Source organism: Betaproteobacteria bacterium (assembly GCA_016791345.1).
Classification (GTDB): Bacteria; Pseudomonadota; Gammaproteobacteria; order Burkholderiales; family JAEUMW01; genus JAEUMW01.
The window spans coordinates 1-16189 of the sequence record JAEUMW010000277.1; the positions used below are offsets into that span (position 1 = coordinate 1).

Here is a 16189-nt window from a genome sequence, read left to right on the forward strand (position 1 = left end):
GATCGCCCTTGCCGAGACGGACCCGAAGCTCACCATCGCGCTGATCTCGAAGGTCTATCCCATGCGCAGTCACACCTGCGCAGCCGAAGGCGGGGCGGCCGGCGTGATCAAGCCCGACGACAGCCTCGATCTGCATTTCAACGACACGGTCGGCGGCGGCGACTGGCTGTGCGACCAGGATGCGGTCGAGTACTTCATCAACGAGGCGCCCAAGGAACTTATCCAGCTCGAACACTGGGGCTGTCCCTGGAGCCGCGAGCCGGACGGCTCGGTGGCGGTGCGGCCCTTCGGCGGGATGAAGATCAAGCGCACCTGGTTCGCCGCCGACAAGTCCGGCTTCCACATCCTGCACACGCTGTTCCAGACCTCTCTGCAGTTCCCCTCGATCCAGCGCTTCGACGAATATCTCGCCACCGATCTCCTGGTGGACGAGGGGCGCTGTCACGGCCTTACCGCGATCGAGATGCGCAGCGGCCAGATGCGGCAGTTCCAGGCGAAGGCGGTGCTCATCTGTGCCGGCGGCGCCGGGCGCATCTTCCCGTTCACCACCAACGGCGCGATCAAGACCGGCGACGGCATGGCGCTCGCCTACCGCGCAGGGGTCGCGCTCAAGGACATGGAGTTCGTGCAGTACCACCCGACGGGGTTGCCGAACACCGGCATCCTGCTCACGGAGGGGTGTCGCGGGGAAGGGGGCATCCTCGTCAACAAGAACGGCTATCGCTACCTTCAGGACTATGGCATGGGGCCGGAGACACCGGTCGGCAAACCGGTGCTGAAGACGATGGAGCTGGGGCCGCGCGATCGCCTGAGCCAGGCGTTCTGGCACGAGCAGCAGAAGGGGAACACGGTGAGCACGCCGTGGGGCGACTGTGTGCTGCTCGACATGCGCCACCTCGGCGAAAAGAAGATCAACGAACGCCTGCCGTTCGTGCGCGATCTCTCGATCAGCTATCTCGGCGTCGATCCGGTGAGCGACCCGGTGCCGATCCGCCCGGTCGTCCACTACATGATGGGCGGCATCCACACCGACATCGATGCCGCGACGTCGCTGCCGGGGCTCTTCGCCGCCGGTGAATGCGCGTGCGTCAGCATCAACGGTGCAAATCGGCTGGGATCGAACTCGCTGACGGAGCTTCTGGTGTTCGGGCGCCGTGCGGCGCTCTCCGCGATCGCCTACATCAAGTCCGGCGCCGCGGCAGCGAAGGAAGCCGCGCTCGCGGCGAAGGCCAACGAGGCGCAGGGTCGTATCCGCGCGCTCTTCCAGAAGTCGAACGGCACCGAGTCGATTTCCGGTCTGCGCCGGGAGATGAACAGCACCATGGAAGCCGGTGCCGGCATCTACCGCACGCACGAAGGACTCGCGGAAACCTGCGAGAAGATGTCGGAGCTGCGCGGCCGCTACGCCGGCATCGAGTTGCACGACAAGACCAATGTCTACAACACCGACCTGCTGTCGGCGCTGGAACTCGGCGCGATGCTCGACTGCGCAGAGGCCGTCGCGCTCGGCGCGCTGAAGCGCACCGAATCGCGCGGCGCACACCAGCGGCTCGATTTCACGGCTCGCGACGACACCAACTTCCTGCGCCACACGCTCGCTTATTACGATCCAAAGGAGCCGCCCCGCATCGATTATCTCGATGTCGTGATCACCAAGTCGAAACCCGGTGTGCGCGATTACTCTGGAGGCAAGAAATGAGTGAGACTCAGCGAGAGCGTGAACGCCAAGTCCGGTTGGAGGTGCTGCGCTACAACCCGGAGACGGACAGCGAGCCGCACTTCAAGACCTATACCGTGCCGTGCCTGAACGAGTGGGTGGTGCTCGACGCACTCAACTACGTCAAGGACAACCTCGATCCCACCGTCGCCTATCGCTGGTCCTGCCACATGGCGGTCTGTGGCAGCTGCGGCATGATGATCAACGGCGAGCCGAAGCTCGCGTGCAAGGCGTTCATCCGCGAGTACACCGACGACATCCGCGTCGAACCGCTCGTGCATTTCCCCATCGAGCGCGATCTGGTGACGGTGATCGACGACTTCATCGAGAAGTTGACGCGGGTCAAGCCCTTCATCATCCCCAAGGAGCAGAAGCCGGTCAGCGCGGGGGAGTACAAGCAGACCCCGGCCGAGCTCAAGACTTTCAAGCAGTACACGCTGTGCATCAACTGCATGCTCTGTTACGCGGCCTGTCCCGAGTACGGTCTGGTGCCGGAGTTCGTGGGGCCGGCGGCGATCGCGCTGGCGCACCGCTACAACCAGGATTCGCGCGACGGCGGGCGCGATGAGCGGCAGGAGGTGCTCGCCGCGCACGAGGGCGTGTGGGAGTGCTCCTTCGTCGGCGCCTGCTCCGAGGTCTGTCCGAAGCACGTCGATCCGGCGAGCGCGTTGCAGCAGGTGAAGGTCGCGAGCACCGTCGACTGGTACAAGGAACATCTGATGCCGTGGGTGAAGAAATGAGCCGCAAACCGTATGTCCGTGAAGTGCCCAAGACCACTTGGTATTTTCGGCAGGCGCGCTACATGCGCTACATGGCGCGCGAGGTCACCTGCATCTTCATCGGTGCCTACACGCTGCTCCTGGTGGTGGCGCTGAAGCACCTGTCGGAGGGGCAGGCCTCGTACGAAGCGTTTCTGGAAGGGCTGCGCAACCCGGTGTGCATCCTCTTCCACCTGGTTGCACTCGCTTTCGCGCTCTACCACACGTTCACCTGGTTCAACGTCACCCCGCAGGCGATGCCGATCCAGCACGGCGAGGAGTTCGTTCCCGGCAGCATCGTCCTCGGGGTGCACTATGGCGGATGGATAGTGCTGTCGCTGGCGGTGCTGTTTCTCGCGGGAGTGTTCTGATCATGGCCAAGTCGAACAAACCGATCGTCTGGGGGCTGTTCGCCGGTGGCGGTCAGGTGACGGCGTTCATCACGCCGGTGCTGATCGTCCTCACCCTGCTCGCTGCCCTCGGTCACGTGCCGCAGATGCTGACCTACGACAAGCTGCACGCCTTCGCGGCGCACTGGTTCGGGAAGCTCTGCCTCTTCGGCGTGATCTTCCTCTCGCTCTGGCACGCGGCGCACCGGCTGCGCGTCACCATGCATGACTTCGGCGTGCGCGCCGACACCCTGGTGGCGATCGTGGTGTACCTGATCGCCGCATTGGGCACGATCGCGACAATCGTCTATCTGTTGCGCATCTGAGAAGCGTTGCCGCCGTTCGCGACGAATCCGCGCATACGGCGGGCGCCGTGGACGGCGACAGGCGATTGAATCCTGCTTGTCGGCTGGCCGGCCGGTTGGCGGAAAGGCGGACTGTTGCGCATGCCTGCCGGCTGGGTGAGGTTGCGTGCTGGCTCCGGTTTTGACGATGGGACCGTTCGAGTGAGAACCATGCCGGGAAAGAGACGAGTCATGCCCACACCCTTCGAATTCGCGCCGGAAGCAATCGCCAGCAGAGGCGACGCGGGAACTGCGCCCGCCCACCACCCTCTGGACGATCGAGCCGTCTTGCGGGAAGCACTCGGGGAGGACGGTTCGCACGAGCACACGGCTGCGCCATCCGAGGCGTTGCGACTGTCGCAAACGGTGCCGCTGCCCGCCTACCTGGCCGATACCTACTGGTGGGCTTATCTGCATCCGGCGGGCGTGCGCGTCTTCGAGCGGCAATGGCTCGTCAACCTCATCCTCTGGGGGAATTTTGCACGGTTGCGCGACGGTGCCCTGCAGGAGATCGGCGGGCGCATCGACGGCCGCGTGCTGCAGATTGCCTGCGTCTACGGCAATTTCACCGAGCACATGGCGCAGCGGCTCGGACCGGTCGGCCGGATCGACGTCGTCGACGTGGCGCCGGTGCAGCTGCGAAACCTGAGCGCGAAGCTGCGCGGTGATCCCCGTGTTTCGCTGCACCACCAGGATTCGACCGATCTCGCCTTCGCCGACGAGAGCTACGACCATGTCGTCGTCTTCTTCCTGCTGCACGAACAGCCGGAGCGCGCCCGTGCCCGCACGGTCGCCCAGGCGCTGCGCGTGGTGCGGCCGGGTGGCAAGGTGATCTTCGTCGACTACCATCGGCCGGCGCCCGCCAATCCGTTTCGCTACGTGATGGTGCCCATCCTGAAGACGCTCGAACCCTTCGCCATGGATCTCTGGCGGAAGGAAGTGACCGATTGGCTCCCCGCCGACGTGCGTCCGTCCTCGGTGGAGAAGGAGACGTACTTCGGCGGCCTTTACCAGAAGGTCGTCATCACGGTCTGACCCAAGCCGGCTAGCGCAAATTGCCCGTGTGCCCGAGCGAGTATCTGCCGGGCTGCGGCCATACCGTGAGTCCGTGCGGCTCCTTGCCCACGCGAATAATCGTCACCTCGCCAGTACGCGTGTCGAAGGCATAGACCGATCGGTCGAACCGGCCCGAGAGCCAGAGATAGTGGCCGTCTGCGGTGACGTTGCCCATGTCCGGGCTGCCACCACCCGGGACCGGCCAGGTCGCCTCCACGCGGCGCGTGGCAAAGTCGATCACCGACACACTGCCGGGACCGCGCGGCGGTCCGTTCACCTTGTTCGAGCCGCGATTCGCAACGTAGAGCCTGGTCCCGTCGCGCGAAGGATAGAGCCCGTGCGCGCCGACACCCGTCGGGATGAAGTCGATCTGCCTGAAGTGCTCGCCGTCGACCACGTGAACGCCATCGGCCATCATGTCCGCAACGAAGAAGAGCTTTCCATCCGGCGAGACGCGGATGTCCTGCGGCATGCCGTTCCATGACGTGCAGATCGTCTGCTCCTTGCCGTCCGGACCGCGCACGACCTCGGTCGGTAATCCCGGCTTGATCAGCTGCAGGTACCCGACCACGGTCCGGTTCACGAGATCGATCTTGACGACGCGGCCGGCGTACTCGCAGGTGAAGATCGCGTAGCGTCCGTCGATGGAGAAGTCGCCGTGATTGATGCCCGGACAGTCGGGGGTCTCGATCGACGTCTGCAATTCCATCGTCCTGGGGTCGCGCAGGTCGAGACGCCGGTGCGCTTCGGCGACGACGATCGCAGAGCGCCCGTCGGGCGTGAAGTAGAGGTTGTACGGATCGTCCACGGTGACCGGCGTACCGGGTTTGCCGGTCAGCGGATTGATCGGGGTGAGACTGCCGTGGTCGCTCCCCTCGGCATTGTTAGCGACCCACAGCGTCTTCAGATCCCACGACGGGACGACGTGCTGCGGATTGACGCCGACGCGGTAGCGGTCGACGACCTTGAAAGTGGCGGGATCGATGACGAAGACGTCGCCGGTGATGCGATCGGGCACGTAGACGCGGGACAGCGCTCCTGCGACTGCAGGGCTCAGCCTGTTCGCCGCCGCCTCGCTGTAGAGATTCGCCGGATCCTTGACCGGCGGCATGCCGGGCATCGGCGTCGCGGCGTGGACGGTCGGCGGGGCCGCCTCGGCAACTGTTGCGGGCGGGCTCGCAGGCTGCTGTGCGGGCGGCGACGCCTCACGCCCGCACCCGGCCAATGCGAGAGCCGCGACAAGTCCGGACGCGGCACTCCGCGAGAAAGGGGATCTTCGTTTCACGTGAACTCCAGAGAACAACCGATGCGCATCACCGGCACGCCTGCACGTGCGCCGGACGATGGCAAGGAGAGATCTCCGACCGGAACGTGCCGGTCGGAGACCGGGTTACAGAGTGTTGAGTGCTTCGATCGCCTTGGTGGCATCCTGCATTGAATCGACAGCCGCGTAAGCGACGAACTGTGTGCCGAGGGCGGAGGCAGAGAAACCACGCAGATTGATGCCCGCCTCGGCAAGCTTCTGCGCGAGCTTGGCCGCAACGCCCGGCTCGTCCCGGCCCATCACCCGCACCGAATGCAGCTTGCGCGTAACGTTGAAACCGACGTGCGCGGCGGCCGCGATCTCCCGGTCGCCCTGCAACGGCGCTACGAAGACGATCCCCTTGCCGGGCTCGTCGGGTGTCCTCCGCGAGATGATGGACTGCAGGTTCGCGCCGGCATCGCGCAGAATGCCGAGCACGTCAGCAAGACCACCTGGGCGGTCGGGAATGGTTGCTGCCCAAACGTCTACGTGTTCCACGAGCAGATCCATGGCATTCCTCCTTCTTGTGATACCCATTTTAAGTCTAGGTCATGGCTGCTGGGCAAACAAGCCGAATCAGGTGGCCTATACTAGAAAGAATTCAGACGTTTCAATGGGAGGATGCGCACATGGCCAAAACCACCCCGTCCGATCACGTCCCACACGCCACTCCGGACAAAACGAAGGACACGGAACCCGCGGCGATCGGCGACGCAGCGGCACGCATCGCTGCGATCATGACCGAGGCGAACGAGCGCCTGTTTCAGTTGCAGACCGATGCTGCCTACGCTGCCTTCGCCGAGAATTCGAAGCACATTCAGTCGCTGCTCGAGAACTCCACGCGTGCACACTCGCTGCTCGATACGAAGGATTCCGCGGCAGCCCTCGCGCAATGGCCGACGCTGTACCAGGAGAATGCGAAACGGATGGTACAGGTGACGCGCAGCTGGTTCGACATCGTTTCGCAGACGCAGGCCGAAATGGCCAAAGTGCTCGGCGAGCCGCTCGCGCGCAGCAGTCCGGATGCGCAGCAGTACTTCGACCATTTCACCAAGGCGATCACCGAATGGCATGAGACCGCAGCGCGACAGGTAAGAGGTGCACTCGGGCTGAAGGGCGCGAGCGCGGGCGAATCGCCCGACAAGAAAGGGTAAGGCGCGCGCTCGCCCGCGCCGTGGGCGAGCACGACACGCGGATTCCGCCGGGATGCCGGTGGCGGACGGGAGACCGTGAAGAAGAAGATCGTTTCGCTCGCGCTGCAGGGCGGGGGGGCGCACGGTGCGTTCACCTGGGGCGTGCTCGATCGCCTGCTCGAAGAGCGGCGCATCGAGATCCAGGGCATCAGCGGCGCGAGTGCCGGGGCGATGAACGCGGTCGCGCTCGCCCATGGCTACACCGTGGGCGGTCGCAAGGGCGCACGCGAAGCGCTCAGGGCCTTCTGGGAGAGCGTTGCCAGCACTGCGTCCTTTGCCGTCGTCCCGGGGGACGGGGCAACGGCGCTCAAGATCGACGCCGAGGCGCGGCCAACCGCGGCCTTTCAGGCCTTTCTCGCGCTGGCGCGTTTCGTCTCGCCGTATCAGTTCAATCCCTTCGAACTCGACCCGCTGCGCGACGTGCTCTCGCAGCAGATCGACTTTGAGCGGCTGCGGGGAAGCTGCCCGATCCAGCTCTTCATCGCGACCACCCGCGTCACCACCGGCACGTTGCGGCTCTTCCGCAACCGGCATCTCACCATCGACGTGCTGCTTGCATCGGCGTGTCTGCCGTCGATCCAGCGGGCGGTGGAAATTGATGGCGAGGCGTACTGGGATGGCGGGCTCGCGGCAAACCCGCCGATCTACCCGCTGGTGCATCGCTGCACGGCGCATGATGTCATCGTCGTGGTCCTGAACGCATCGCGTCGTGCCGAGGTGCCCAAGACCACGGAGGAGATCTGGCATCGGCTGAACGAGATCAGCTTTGGCTCGTCGTTCTTCACCGAGTTGCAGGGGCTGGCACTCGCCACCCGCGAGGCGGAGCGGTCGTTGTTTCCGCTGGGGCGTCTGGAGCGGCGGCTGCGGCAGCTCAAGATGCATCTCATCGACGCGCAGAGGCTGATGAGTCAGTTGAGCACGATGAGCCGGCTCAACACGCATCCGGCCTTCCTCAACGCCCTGCACGACGAGGGGCGCAAGCGCGCAGACCAATGGCTGGAGGAGAATTTCGAGCTGATCGGCGAGCGCTCTTCGTTTCGCCTCGACAGTTTCCTGCGCTGAGCAGCGGCCCGCCGCGACGATGAGCGCGCACGGCGCTACTTCGCGTCTCGTGTGCGCCGCTGAAACGAAACGGAAGCCGGCGCACGCGGCAGTCTCACCTCGCGATCTTTCCAGCCCAGTCGATCGCCGGTCTGGCTGTGGATGCGCCACGGCTCACCGGCGGATGGCCACGCGAACACGAGGCCCCCGGGCGGCGGCGTGAGGCCGCCAGCGACATCCAGGGTGATCGCCTGCGCGGTGCTGCGCAATTCGTAACTCAGCCTGCCGTACGGCGTTCTGAGATCCGCGATGGCGATACCGTCGCCCGCGAGCCATGTCGTCGGGACGCCACCGGCGAGGACGATGGAGCCATCGCTCTGGCGCTCGTAGGCGAACAGATCGAGCGCAGCGCTCACGAAATCGGACGCGATCCATCCATGCGGCATGTCGCCGATGAAGCGCGGTTCGCGTGGCAGCCGCCCGACGACCTCGGCCCACTGGTTCCAGCCGGCAGGGCGGCGGTCCCCCATGAGCCCGTCGACGAGTTCGATGGCGCGATCACGGCGGCCGAGCCGCACGAAAGCGCCGACGCTGCGCAGTTCGTACGGCGTGTAATCCTTCCATTCGGTCGATCCGCCCCGACGCTGGAGGAAAGCCTGCCAATAGCGCTCGAAGGTGCGGTCGAGCTCCCGCTGCGGAAGTGCTGCCTGCATGCCTGCGATCGACAGACCGATCGTGGTGGAGGTTGCGTCGAAGTCGCCGCGATCTGCGCTGCCGGGAATGTAGTCGATGCCGTGCTGCGCGATGCTGGCGCGGATCGACGCATCCAGATCGCGCCGGAAGTCGTCGCGCTCGCGGGCAAACGTCGCGGCGTCCTGTTGCCTGCCGAGCGCCTCGGCGATCGCCACGGCGCTGGCGTAGCCGGCGACAGTCCAGAAGTCATCCCAGTAGGAATAGGCAGGCCGGTCGGAATAACCCTCGTGGCTGATCGACGGCGGCATCAGGCCGTAGTACGCGCGGCGCGCCGGCGTCTCGTTCTCCGCGCGTCGTTCCTTTTCCCGCAGCGCGTTCATGTAGCCGACGGCGGCAGCGACGTGCGGCCACATCGCGGCCAGCCAGTCGCGGTCGTGCGTGTAGCGGTAGTACTGCGCGATCAGATAGACGAGCTCGCCGTGGCTGTCGTTCTCGACCACCGGATCGGCACCGCGATGATCGACACAGCAGGGCACCTTGCCGTCGGAGAACTGGTGCGGCACGAACCAGTCGATGTACTCGCGCACGACGCTCGCATGGCCGAGGCGCAGCAGCCCGTCCGACATCATGGCGCCGTCGCGGATCCAGGAGCGCGCATATGCCCGCGTGCCCGGCTGCAGCGCAGGACCGTTGCGGCTCAAGAGCATGTGCGCGAGCGCCGTGCGCAGGGTGTCCGCGATCGGCTTCGCCGCCGGCGGCACGCGCAGGCGGACGTGATCGAGCTCGGAGCGCCACGCGGCGGCGGTGGCGTCCTGCTGCTGTGCGAGCCACGCGCCCGCGTCCACTGCGGGCAGCAAGGGTTCGCCGGTGAGCGGCGCGACGATGCCGATCTCTCGACTTCCGTGCGGTGGCAGTTCGAGGCGATACGTGAGCGCGCCGGAGGCGAATCCGTCGTCATTGCTGACGCCGGCCCCGGCCGCTGCAGTGGGGCCATCGAGCAGCCGGGGAAGGCTTCCGATTGCCGAGTCGGCAAGCGTGATGTGCCCGGGTACGGTCAGCGGAAAGAAGCGGCGCTCGCCGTTGACCGCCAGCGCGCTGCCATCCCAGCGCAGGGCGCGAATTGGCGCGACCCCGCCCGTCGTGTTCAGGAACTGTGTCGGCGGATTGACCTGGAACGGACGCAAGGCCAGCGCAAGCGTCACGTTGCGTGGCTGCGACGTGCGATTCTCGATGCGATAGCGCGTCACCAGTGCGGATTGCGCACGCGTGCCGATGCCGAAGGCGGTCACATGGAGCGCGAGATCGGTCGTGCGCCAGGTAACGGTCGGGATCGGCAGATAGTCGTCCTGCAGCGAGTGCTCGGGTGTCACGTCCGCCCAGGTGACGAGCCCCTGTTCGGTGAGCAGGAATGGCTCGAGCGCGGGCGCGCGCGGGCCGGGTTCGAGCGCGCCGTCTTCCGAAAGCAGTCCCTGCACCGTGCCGCCGTTGATGCCGACAACGGTCCAGTAGCTTTGCTCGCCGGAGAAGCCGCGCGGGTAATGGCCGCGCGGCGCGTCCCGTGCGATCGCGGAGAAGAAGGCATTGGCCGAGGCGCCAAAGGCGAGATCCTTGACCTCGATCTCGGCGATGCCGTAGGCCTGCGCCGGGCCGTCGACGAGCCGCAGGCGCAGAAAACGGGTTTCCGATTCCGTCAGCAGATGCGGGTCGATTCCGCCTTCGCCGTTCTTCACCTGACGCACGGTGCGCCAGTTCGCGCCGTCGTCGGAAAACTCGATGTCATAGCGCGAGGCGTGCAGACCGGGCAGCCAGCGCACGACGAGCCCGCCGAACTCGCGGGGCTCCTGGAAATCAAGGGTGTAGGTCTGTTCGGCGCCGTCGGCCGGATCGCTGCGCCAGGCGGTGCCGGCCGTGCTGTCGAGCGCGCTAGCCGGTGCGTGGGATGCGAGCGAGGAAGTCGCGCTGGACTTGGGCGCTGTGGGAGCAACCGACGCCGCCGGCAGCTCGCGCAGCGTCAACTGCTCGAAGCAGACCGAACCTTTGCCGCCACCCTGACCGCGTGCGACGACCAGCTCCAGTGTCGTGGTGTGTCGCAGCTCGCGATCGGTTGTCGGCCCCCAGGCGAACTCGATGTGCCGGCGCTTGAAGCGCACGTTCTGCCATTCGTGCGGGAATGCGAAGTCCGGGCGGTTCACCCACCAGACGTTCTCCCCGCTCGCGTCGATGAGCTTGAACTGAAGCGCGTTGGGCGGGGCGTCACCGCGCAGCCCGAAGACGAACTCGAAATTCTGCGGAAAGTCGAGCGGCAGCTCGCGCCGTGCGACTGCGTAGCCGGACACGCTGCCGAAGTCGAAATCGAGGCACAGCGCCTTGCCCCGGCTGCCTGGCACTGCGCGCAGACTCGCCCCGACGCCGTTGGACGCCGCAGCCTGCCAGGGCGAGAGGTCGTGAAAATCATCGAGGAGCTGCATCGAACCTCCCTGTGGGGCCGCGATCGCGCCCGGGCTTGTCAGTGCAAACCCGAGCCAGAGCGCGAGGTGACAGACCCACTTCATCCCTTACGCTGCCGAGCCAGGGCCACTGGATGCAATGCTCCTGGAGCGCGAGCAGCACCAGCGGGACCGCAAGCAGGTGTTCATCGATGCGAACTCGAACAGCAGGCGTTCGACGACTTCGCCCTCGCGATCCAACACCCGGAAGGTGCTGAGGAAGAACAGCGGCAGAAGGCGCGTCAGGCTGCGCATGATCGAGCGCGAAGGCGGCACGACCGGTTCCGCCGCCGGCGCGGCGCTAGCGGGGCGTACCCTTGGCGACTGCCGTGGGCTCATCGAGCCAGCCGCCGGTGAAGCCGGCGCGTTCCAGTCCGCGCCGGATGTAGGGATTGGTCTTCATGTAGCGCCAGACGAGCCCGGTGCGCTGGTTCTCGATCATCGCGATGATCGGTCCCTGGTTGATGCCGACGTAATCGCTGTCGACCCAACCGAAGCCAGGGATGACGCGACCGTGCGTGAGCGGGACGTCGTAGTCGAAGCTCTGGTTGAACGCGTCGAGGAAGCCGTACTTGCCGTAGATGAACTCGCCGTAACGGTCGTGCATGTTCTCGACGGTGGGGATGACGATCTCCGGAGCGAAGGGCAGCGAGGCAGCGGCCGCCGTCGGGGCGATCGTGCCATCGTCGACCGAGTACACCATGCCGATGCCGCGGGCGCTGTAGGTGCGGAAGCGCCGCATCTCGCCGTGGTATTCGAGCTCGATATCGGCCGAGCCGTCGCTCGCCGTGAGTCCCCACATGTTCTCGCCGTAGCCGACCCAGCGCATCGGGTTGGCGATCGCATACGCGCGCTGTGCGTAGGTTGCACGGCGCGAATTCTCGAAGTAGTCGAGGCCGGCCTTGCGCATGGGACCGTCGACGATGCCGCGAAAATCGATCCAGACGTGCGAGTACTGATGCCCGAAAAGCGGCGTGAAGGTCAGGTGCGGCTGGCCGTAGAGCTCGCCCCAGTAGTGCTCGTAGCCGCGTCCCCATTCCTCCCATGACACGGGCTCGACCGGATGCGTGGGCGATCCCAGCGCCAGGATGTAGACGAGCATCGCCTCGTTGTAGCCGAGCCAGTCGTGCTCGATGAAGCCCGTCTCCGGGACCCAGCCGTGGGAGATCGCGGGCGGTCGCGCCTGCGCCCAGCGCCAGTCGACACGGCGGTAGATTTCGTCCGCCAGGCGTCGGATCTCGGCTTCTTTCTCGTCCTTCCCGTCGAAATAGGATTGAGCGAAGAGAATGCCGCCGAGAAGGAGCGCGGTGTCGACGGTGGAGACCTCGATCGGCCCCGACCGCAGACCCGTCTTCATGTCGAGGAAGCGATAGAAGAAGCCCTTGTATCCCGCGGCATCGGTGCCGCTCTCGCTCTGCGGTGCCAAGTGAAAGAAGCGCAAGGTCGTGAGCACACGCTCGCGCGCCGCTTCGCGCGTGACGTAGCCGCGCTCGACCCCGATCGGGTATGCGGTGAGCGCGAAGCCGACCGCTGCAATGCTCGCGAACGAAGGCGTCGGCCAGCGATCCGGAACGAGCCCGGTCTTCGGATCGGCCAGGTCCCAGAAATAGTTGAAGGTGCGCGCTTCGATGTCGTCGAACAGCGGCGGCAGTTTCGTCGTCAAGATGGGCGGGGCGGTGTCTGTGGCTGAGGGGAGGAAGCGGCTCGCGACGGCGATGATCGTAGCGACGAGCACCAGCACCGCGATGAGCCAGCGCAATGGCGTTGGGAACGCCCGCTTCTTGCCGGCTGGCTGATCGAGAGTGGGCAGCATGATGTCGGGTGCAGCATCAACTCGCGAACTCATCGAGCACACCTCCGTGTGTTGCGATCACACGCGAGTAGAAACGTGCGCTTGCCTTGGGCGTGCGGCGCTGGGTCTCGAAGTCGATGTGCACGAGACCGAAGCGTTTGGAAAAACCGAGAGACCATTCCAGATTGTCCAGCAAAGACCAAGCGAAGTATCCCTGCACATTGCATGCCGCGGCACGCGCCGCGCGCACTGCGCGCAGATGGCTTCGCAGGTAGTCGACACGCAGCGGATCTGCGGGCGCGTCACCCGAGACGGTCGGGGGATCGTAGAATGCGGCGCCATTCTCCGTGATGTAAACCAGCGGATTCCCGTAGCGCTCCTTCACCCATACGAGCACGTCGGTGAGACCCTGCGGATACACCTCCCAGCCGGTTTCCGTGTAGGTGGCCTGCATCTGGCGCACCGCCACGGCCGCGACAGGCCACGCCGCCGGATCATGGCGGGTGACGCTCCGGGTGTAGTAGTTGACGCCGAGGAAATCGATCGGTTCGCGGATCTGCGCGAAGTCCATCTCGGGCCATTCCGGCCACGCCGCGCCGAAGACCTCGCGCAGTTCCGCGGGATAGCTGCCGAGAAACACCGCGTCGAGGTACTGGCGGTTCATGTAGGCATCGGCGCGCACGGTGGCCGCCACGTCTTCCGCGGACCGCGAGGCGGGGTACTTCGGCTCCAGGTTGACGACGAGGCCGATGCGGTGCCTGCCTTCCGCGCGATAGGCCCGCACTGCCGCGCCGTGGGCGCGCAACAGGTGGTGGCTCGCGATCGGCGCCTCGAAAGCGCTGCGATGGCCGGGCGCGTGCACGCCGTGCAGATAGCCCGCATCGGTGACGACCCAAGGCTCGTTGAGCGTCGCCCACAGCTTCACGCGATCGTCGAGGCGGCGGAACAGGACCTGTGCGTAGTCCGCAAACCAACCGGCGATATCCGGGTTGAGCCAGCCGCCGCGATCATCGAGCGCGGCGGGGAGATCCCAGTGATAGAGCGTGGCCATCGGCTCGATGCCGTGCTCGAGCAGGCTGTCGACCAGGCGTTCGTAGAAATCGAGGCCCGCCGGATTCACGGCACCCCGTCCCTGCGGCATCACGCGCGACCAAGAGATGCTGAAGCGATAAGCGTTGAGGCCGAGTGCACGCATCAGCGCGACGTCGTCGCGACAGCGACGGTAATGGTCGCAGGCGACGTCGCCGGTGTCGCCGTCATGCGTCCTGCCGGGGGTGTGTGCGAAGCGCTGCCAGATGCTGGGACCGGCGCCATCGGCGAGCGGCGAACCCTCGATCTGGTAGGCCGATGTCGCGGCGCCCCACAGAAAATCGCTGGGAAAGACGTCTTGAGGACTCAAGGTGTTCGCGCCGGCGGCTGCCAGTTGGCAAAAAGGGGCTATGTTAGGGGCCGATCGTGGTGCATTCAAGCCGAAACGAATCGGCTACGGTCCGCCCGAGACGAGCCGCATGCCCGGGAAAGGCATCCGCAGTCGCTGCCGGGTTCCGGCGCGGGCTCGATCGAGCCCCGAAATCGAGGCACCATCAGGATCAAACTGGCGAGCGGGCGCGCTTGCACAGGAGGAGGGAATGCGTGCCGCGGCCGGGTCAGGGGCGACCGCCGGGTTTCACTGTTGCGCGCCACCGAGATAGAATCGAAGCACGCCCCGGAATCTGGAAGAAGAAAATCGCCGCCACGCGCGGCGACCGACTGGCAAGGATCGCGTCCTGACGGGGTGACGGGTCCCGCGTGAGTCGTGCGGGAACGGGCCAGGTACGGGAAAGGGGAGGTTCCGAATGGTTGTTGTAGCGAGCGAACACAGGATCCGCGAAAAGCGGATTGGCCGCATCGGGCCGAATGCGATCACCCGCGTGGCCGATGCGTTGCGGTTGCAGGTCGGCCAGGGCGGAACCGCGCGGCTCTTTCGTTCTGCCGGGATCGAGAGGTATCTCGTTTCACCACCGCGGCAGATGGTCGACGAACGCGAAGTGAAGCATCTGCACCGCGTCCTGCGCGCCGAACTCGGCCTGGAGCGCGCCCGCTGGGTCGCGCGTGCAGCGGGCTTTGCCACCGGCGACTATCTGCTGAGCGAACGCATCCCACGAGTGGTCCAGTTCGTCATGCGGGCGCTGCCCTCCAGGGTCGCGAGTCGTCTCTTGCTCGCCGCACTGCGCCGCCATGCCTGGACCTTCTCGGGCAGCAGCGTCTTTGCCGCACGCACCGGGCGCCCCCTGCACATCTGGATCAGCAGTTGCCTCGTCTGCTGTGGATCGATCGCCCACGAACCGCTCTGTGACTACTACGCGGCGACCTTTCAGCGCCTGTTTCGCGGACTGGTCGATCCTGGCGCGGTCGTCCGTGAGACGGAATGCGAAGCCATGGGGGCGGATGCCTGCCTGTTCGAGGTCAAATGGTAAGGCGTCCGGCACACGACGAAGGCTGGGGCCGCTGCCGGGCGCAGCGGAAGACGTCCGGGAGAAACCGCAGAACGAAGTCGGTGTGACGGATCGCTAACGGGCTGACTTTGCCCGGCGCCGCGCCCACCAATCGCGGAAAAGCGGTTCGGGCAACGCCTTGCTGATGGCGTAGCCCTGCGCCAGATCGCAGCCCAGTTCGCGCAGCTTGTCGAGAGTGGCCATGTCCTCGACGCCCTCGGCGACGGCGACGAGCCCGAAGTTGTGCGCGAGATCCACCATGGCGCGGACGATCTGCGCGTCGCCCCGGCTTTGCAGCATGTTCTGCACGAACAGCTTGTCGATCTTGATCTCGTCGAACGGCAGTCGCTTGAACTGGGCGAGCGACGAATACCCGGTGCCGAAGTCGTCCATGGCCAGCCGCACGCCGAGGCGCCGCACGCGATCGAGCACCTGGACCGAGCGCTTGACGTCGCTCACGATGGTCCCTTCGGTGACTTCGACCGTGAGCAGTTCCGCCGGAACCGACCAGGCATCGAGGCTCTGCGAGAGAATCTCCGGCAGCTCGTCGTCATTGAGCAGATTGGCCGAGACGTTGACGCTCATGCGTACATCGACGCCGCTACGGCGGAAACACACGGTGTGACGCAAGGCCGTGTTGAGGATGAAGAGCGTGAACGAGTGGTTGATCTCGGTGCTTTCCGCGATCTGCGCGATCAGCGCTGCGGACAGCGCCCGCGGGTCGCTGCTCGGCCAGCGCACCAGCGCCTCGGCGGAACCGCAGTGTCCGGTGGCGACATCGATCTGAGGCTGATAGTGCACCTCGAGCGCGTTCGTCCTGAGCGCTTCGCGCACGAGGTCCGCCAGCTCGGAAGTGCGCGTGATCGAGGGCGTCTGGCGCGGCTGCGCGACGCAGTAGCCTTCCTCCGTCAGGGCAGCGGCCTGGCACGCGGCATCTGCCAGG

Annotated in this window: 14 protein-coding genes; 8 read left to right on the plus strand and 6 right to left on the minus strand. The window is 65.9% G+C overall.

Annotated features, from left to right (window positions below; all coding sequences use genetic code 11):
• The 5 genes from frdA to rquA all read left to right on the plus strand — a co-directional run.
• Positions 1-1699 (plus strand): fumarate reductase (quinol) flavoprotein subunit (gene frdA, locus JNK68_11025; GenBank protein MBL8540892.1); only part of this gene is annotated, 1699 nt, incomplete at its 5' end.
• The gene (locus JNK68_11030; GenBank protein MBL8540893.1) at positions 1696-2457 is read left to right on the plus strand and encodes a succinate dehydrogenase/fumarate reductase iron-sulfur subunit; all 762 of its coding nucleotides are present in this window, start codon (positions 1696-1698) and stop codon (positions 2455-2457) included. The genes frdA and JNK68_11030, both read left to right, overlap by 4 nt.
• Positions 2454-2846: a fumarate reductase subunit C gene (locus JNK68_11035; protein ID MBL8540894.1), complete on the plus strand. Its 393-nt coding sequence runs from the start codon at positions 2454-2456 to the stop codon at positions 2844-2846. Before JNK68_11030 ends, JNK68_11035 begins: the two co-directional genes overlap by 4 nt.
• Positions 2847-2848: 2 nt before the next feature.
• On the plus strand, positions 2849-3190 hold the full coding sequence (locus JNK68_11040) for a fumarate reductase subunit D (GenBank protein ID MBL8540895.1): 342 nt from the start codon (positions 2849-2851) through the stop codon (positions 3188-3190).
• A 210-nt stretch (positions 3191-3400) separates the two neighbouring features.
• Entirely contained in the window at positions 3401-4243 is an 843-nt protein-coding gene (rquA, locus tag JNK68_11045) for a rhodoquinone biosynthesis methyltransferase RquA (GenBank protein MBL8540896.1), read from the plus strand.
• A gap of 10 nt (positions 4244-4253) precedes the next feature.
• Here rquA and JNK68_11050 read toward each other — a convergent pair whose 3' ends face one another.
• Positions 4254-5384, minus strand: a complete 1131-nt coding sequence (locus JNK68_11050; protein ID MBL8540897.1) for a YncE family protein — start codon at positions 5382-5384, stop codon at positions 4254-4256.
• A gap of 270 nt (positions 5385-5654) precedes the next feature.
• The gene (locus tag JNK68_11055; protein ID MBL8540898.1) at positions 5655-6077 is read right to left on the minus strand and encodes an ACT domain-containing protein; all 423 of its coding nucleotides are present in this window, start codon (positions 6075-6077) and stop codon (positions 5655-5657) included.
• Positions 6078-6196: 119 nt separating this feature from the next.
• Here JNK68_11055 and JNK68_11060 point away from each other — a divergent pair, with 119 nt between their 5' ends.
• Positions 6197-6721: a phasin family protein gene (locus tag JNK68_11060; GenBank protein ID MBL8540899.1), complete on the plus strand. Its 525-nt coding sequence runs from the start codon at positions 6197-6199 to the stop codon at positions 6719-6721.
• A 75-nt stretch (positions 6722-6796) separates the two neighbouring features.
• The gene (locus JNK68_11065; protein MBL8540900.1) at positions 6797-7822 is read left to right on the plus strand and encodes a patatin-like phospholipase family protein; all 1026 of its coding nucleotides are present in this window, start codon (positions 6797-6799) and stop codon (positions 7820-7822) included.
• Positions 7823-7857: 35 nt separating this feature from the next.
• On the opposite strand, the gene JNK68_11070 is transcribed toward JNK68_11065, so the two are convergent.
• From JNK68_11070 to JNK68_11080, 3 genes are all read right to left on the minus strand, one after another.
• Positions 7858-11046: a discoidin domain-containing protein gene (locus JNK68_11070; protein MBL8540901.1), complete on the minus strand. Its 3189-nt coding sequence runs from the start codon at positions 11044-11046 to the stop codon at positions 7858-7860.
• A gap of 235 nt (positions 11047-11281) precedes the next feature.
• Complete coding sequence (locus JNK68_11075) at positions 11282-12793, minus strand: hypothetical protein (GenBank protein MBL8540902.1); 1512 nt, start codon at positions 12791-12793, stop codon at positions 11282-11284.
• 16 nt (positions 12794-12809) lie between these two features.
• A complete protein-coding gene (locus JNK68_11080) occupies positions 12810-14171 on the minus strand; it encodes a beta-glucosidase (protein ID MBL8540903.1) in 1362 nt (453 codons plus the stop codon).
• Positions 14172-14607: 436 nt separating this feature from the next.
• Between JNK68_11080 and bchJ the strand changes: the two genes are divergently transcribed.
• The gene (gene bchJ / locus JNK68_11085; GenBank protein MBL8540904.1) at positions 14608-15228 is read left to right on the plus strand and encodes a bacteriochlorophyll 4-vinyl reductase; all 621 of its coding nucleotides are present in this window, start codon (positions 14608-14610) and stop codon (positions 15226-15228) included.
• A 93-nt stretch (positions 15229-15321) separates the two neighbouring features.
• Here bchJ and JNK68_11090 read toward each other — a convergent pair.
• On the minus strand, positions 15322-16189 hold an 868-nt coding region (locus JNK68_11090), incomplete at its 5' end, for an EAL domain-containing protein (GenBank protein ID MBL8540905.1).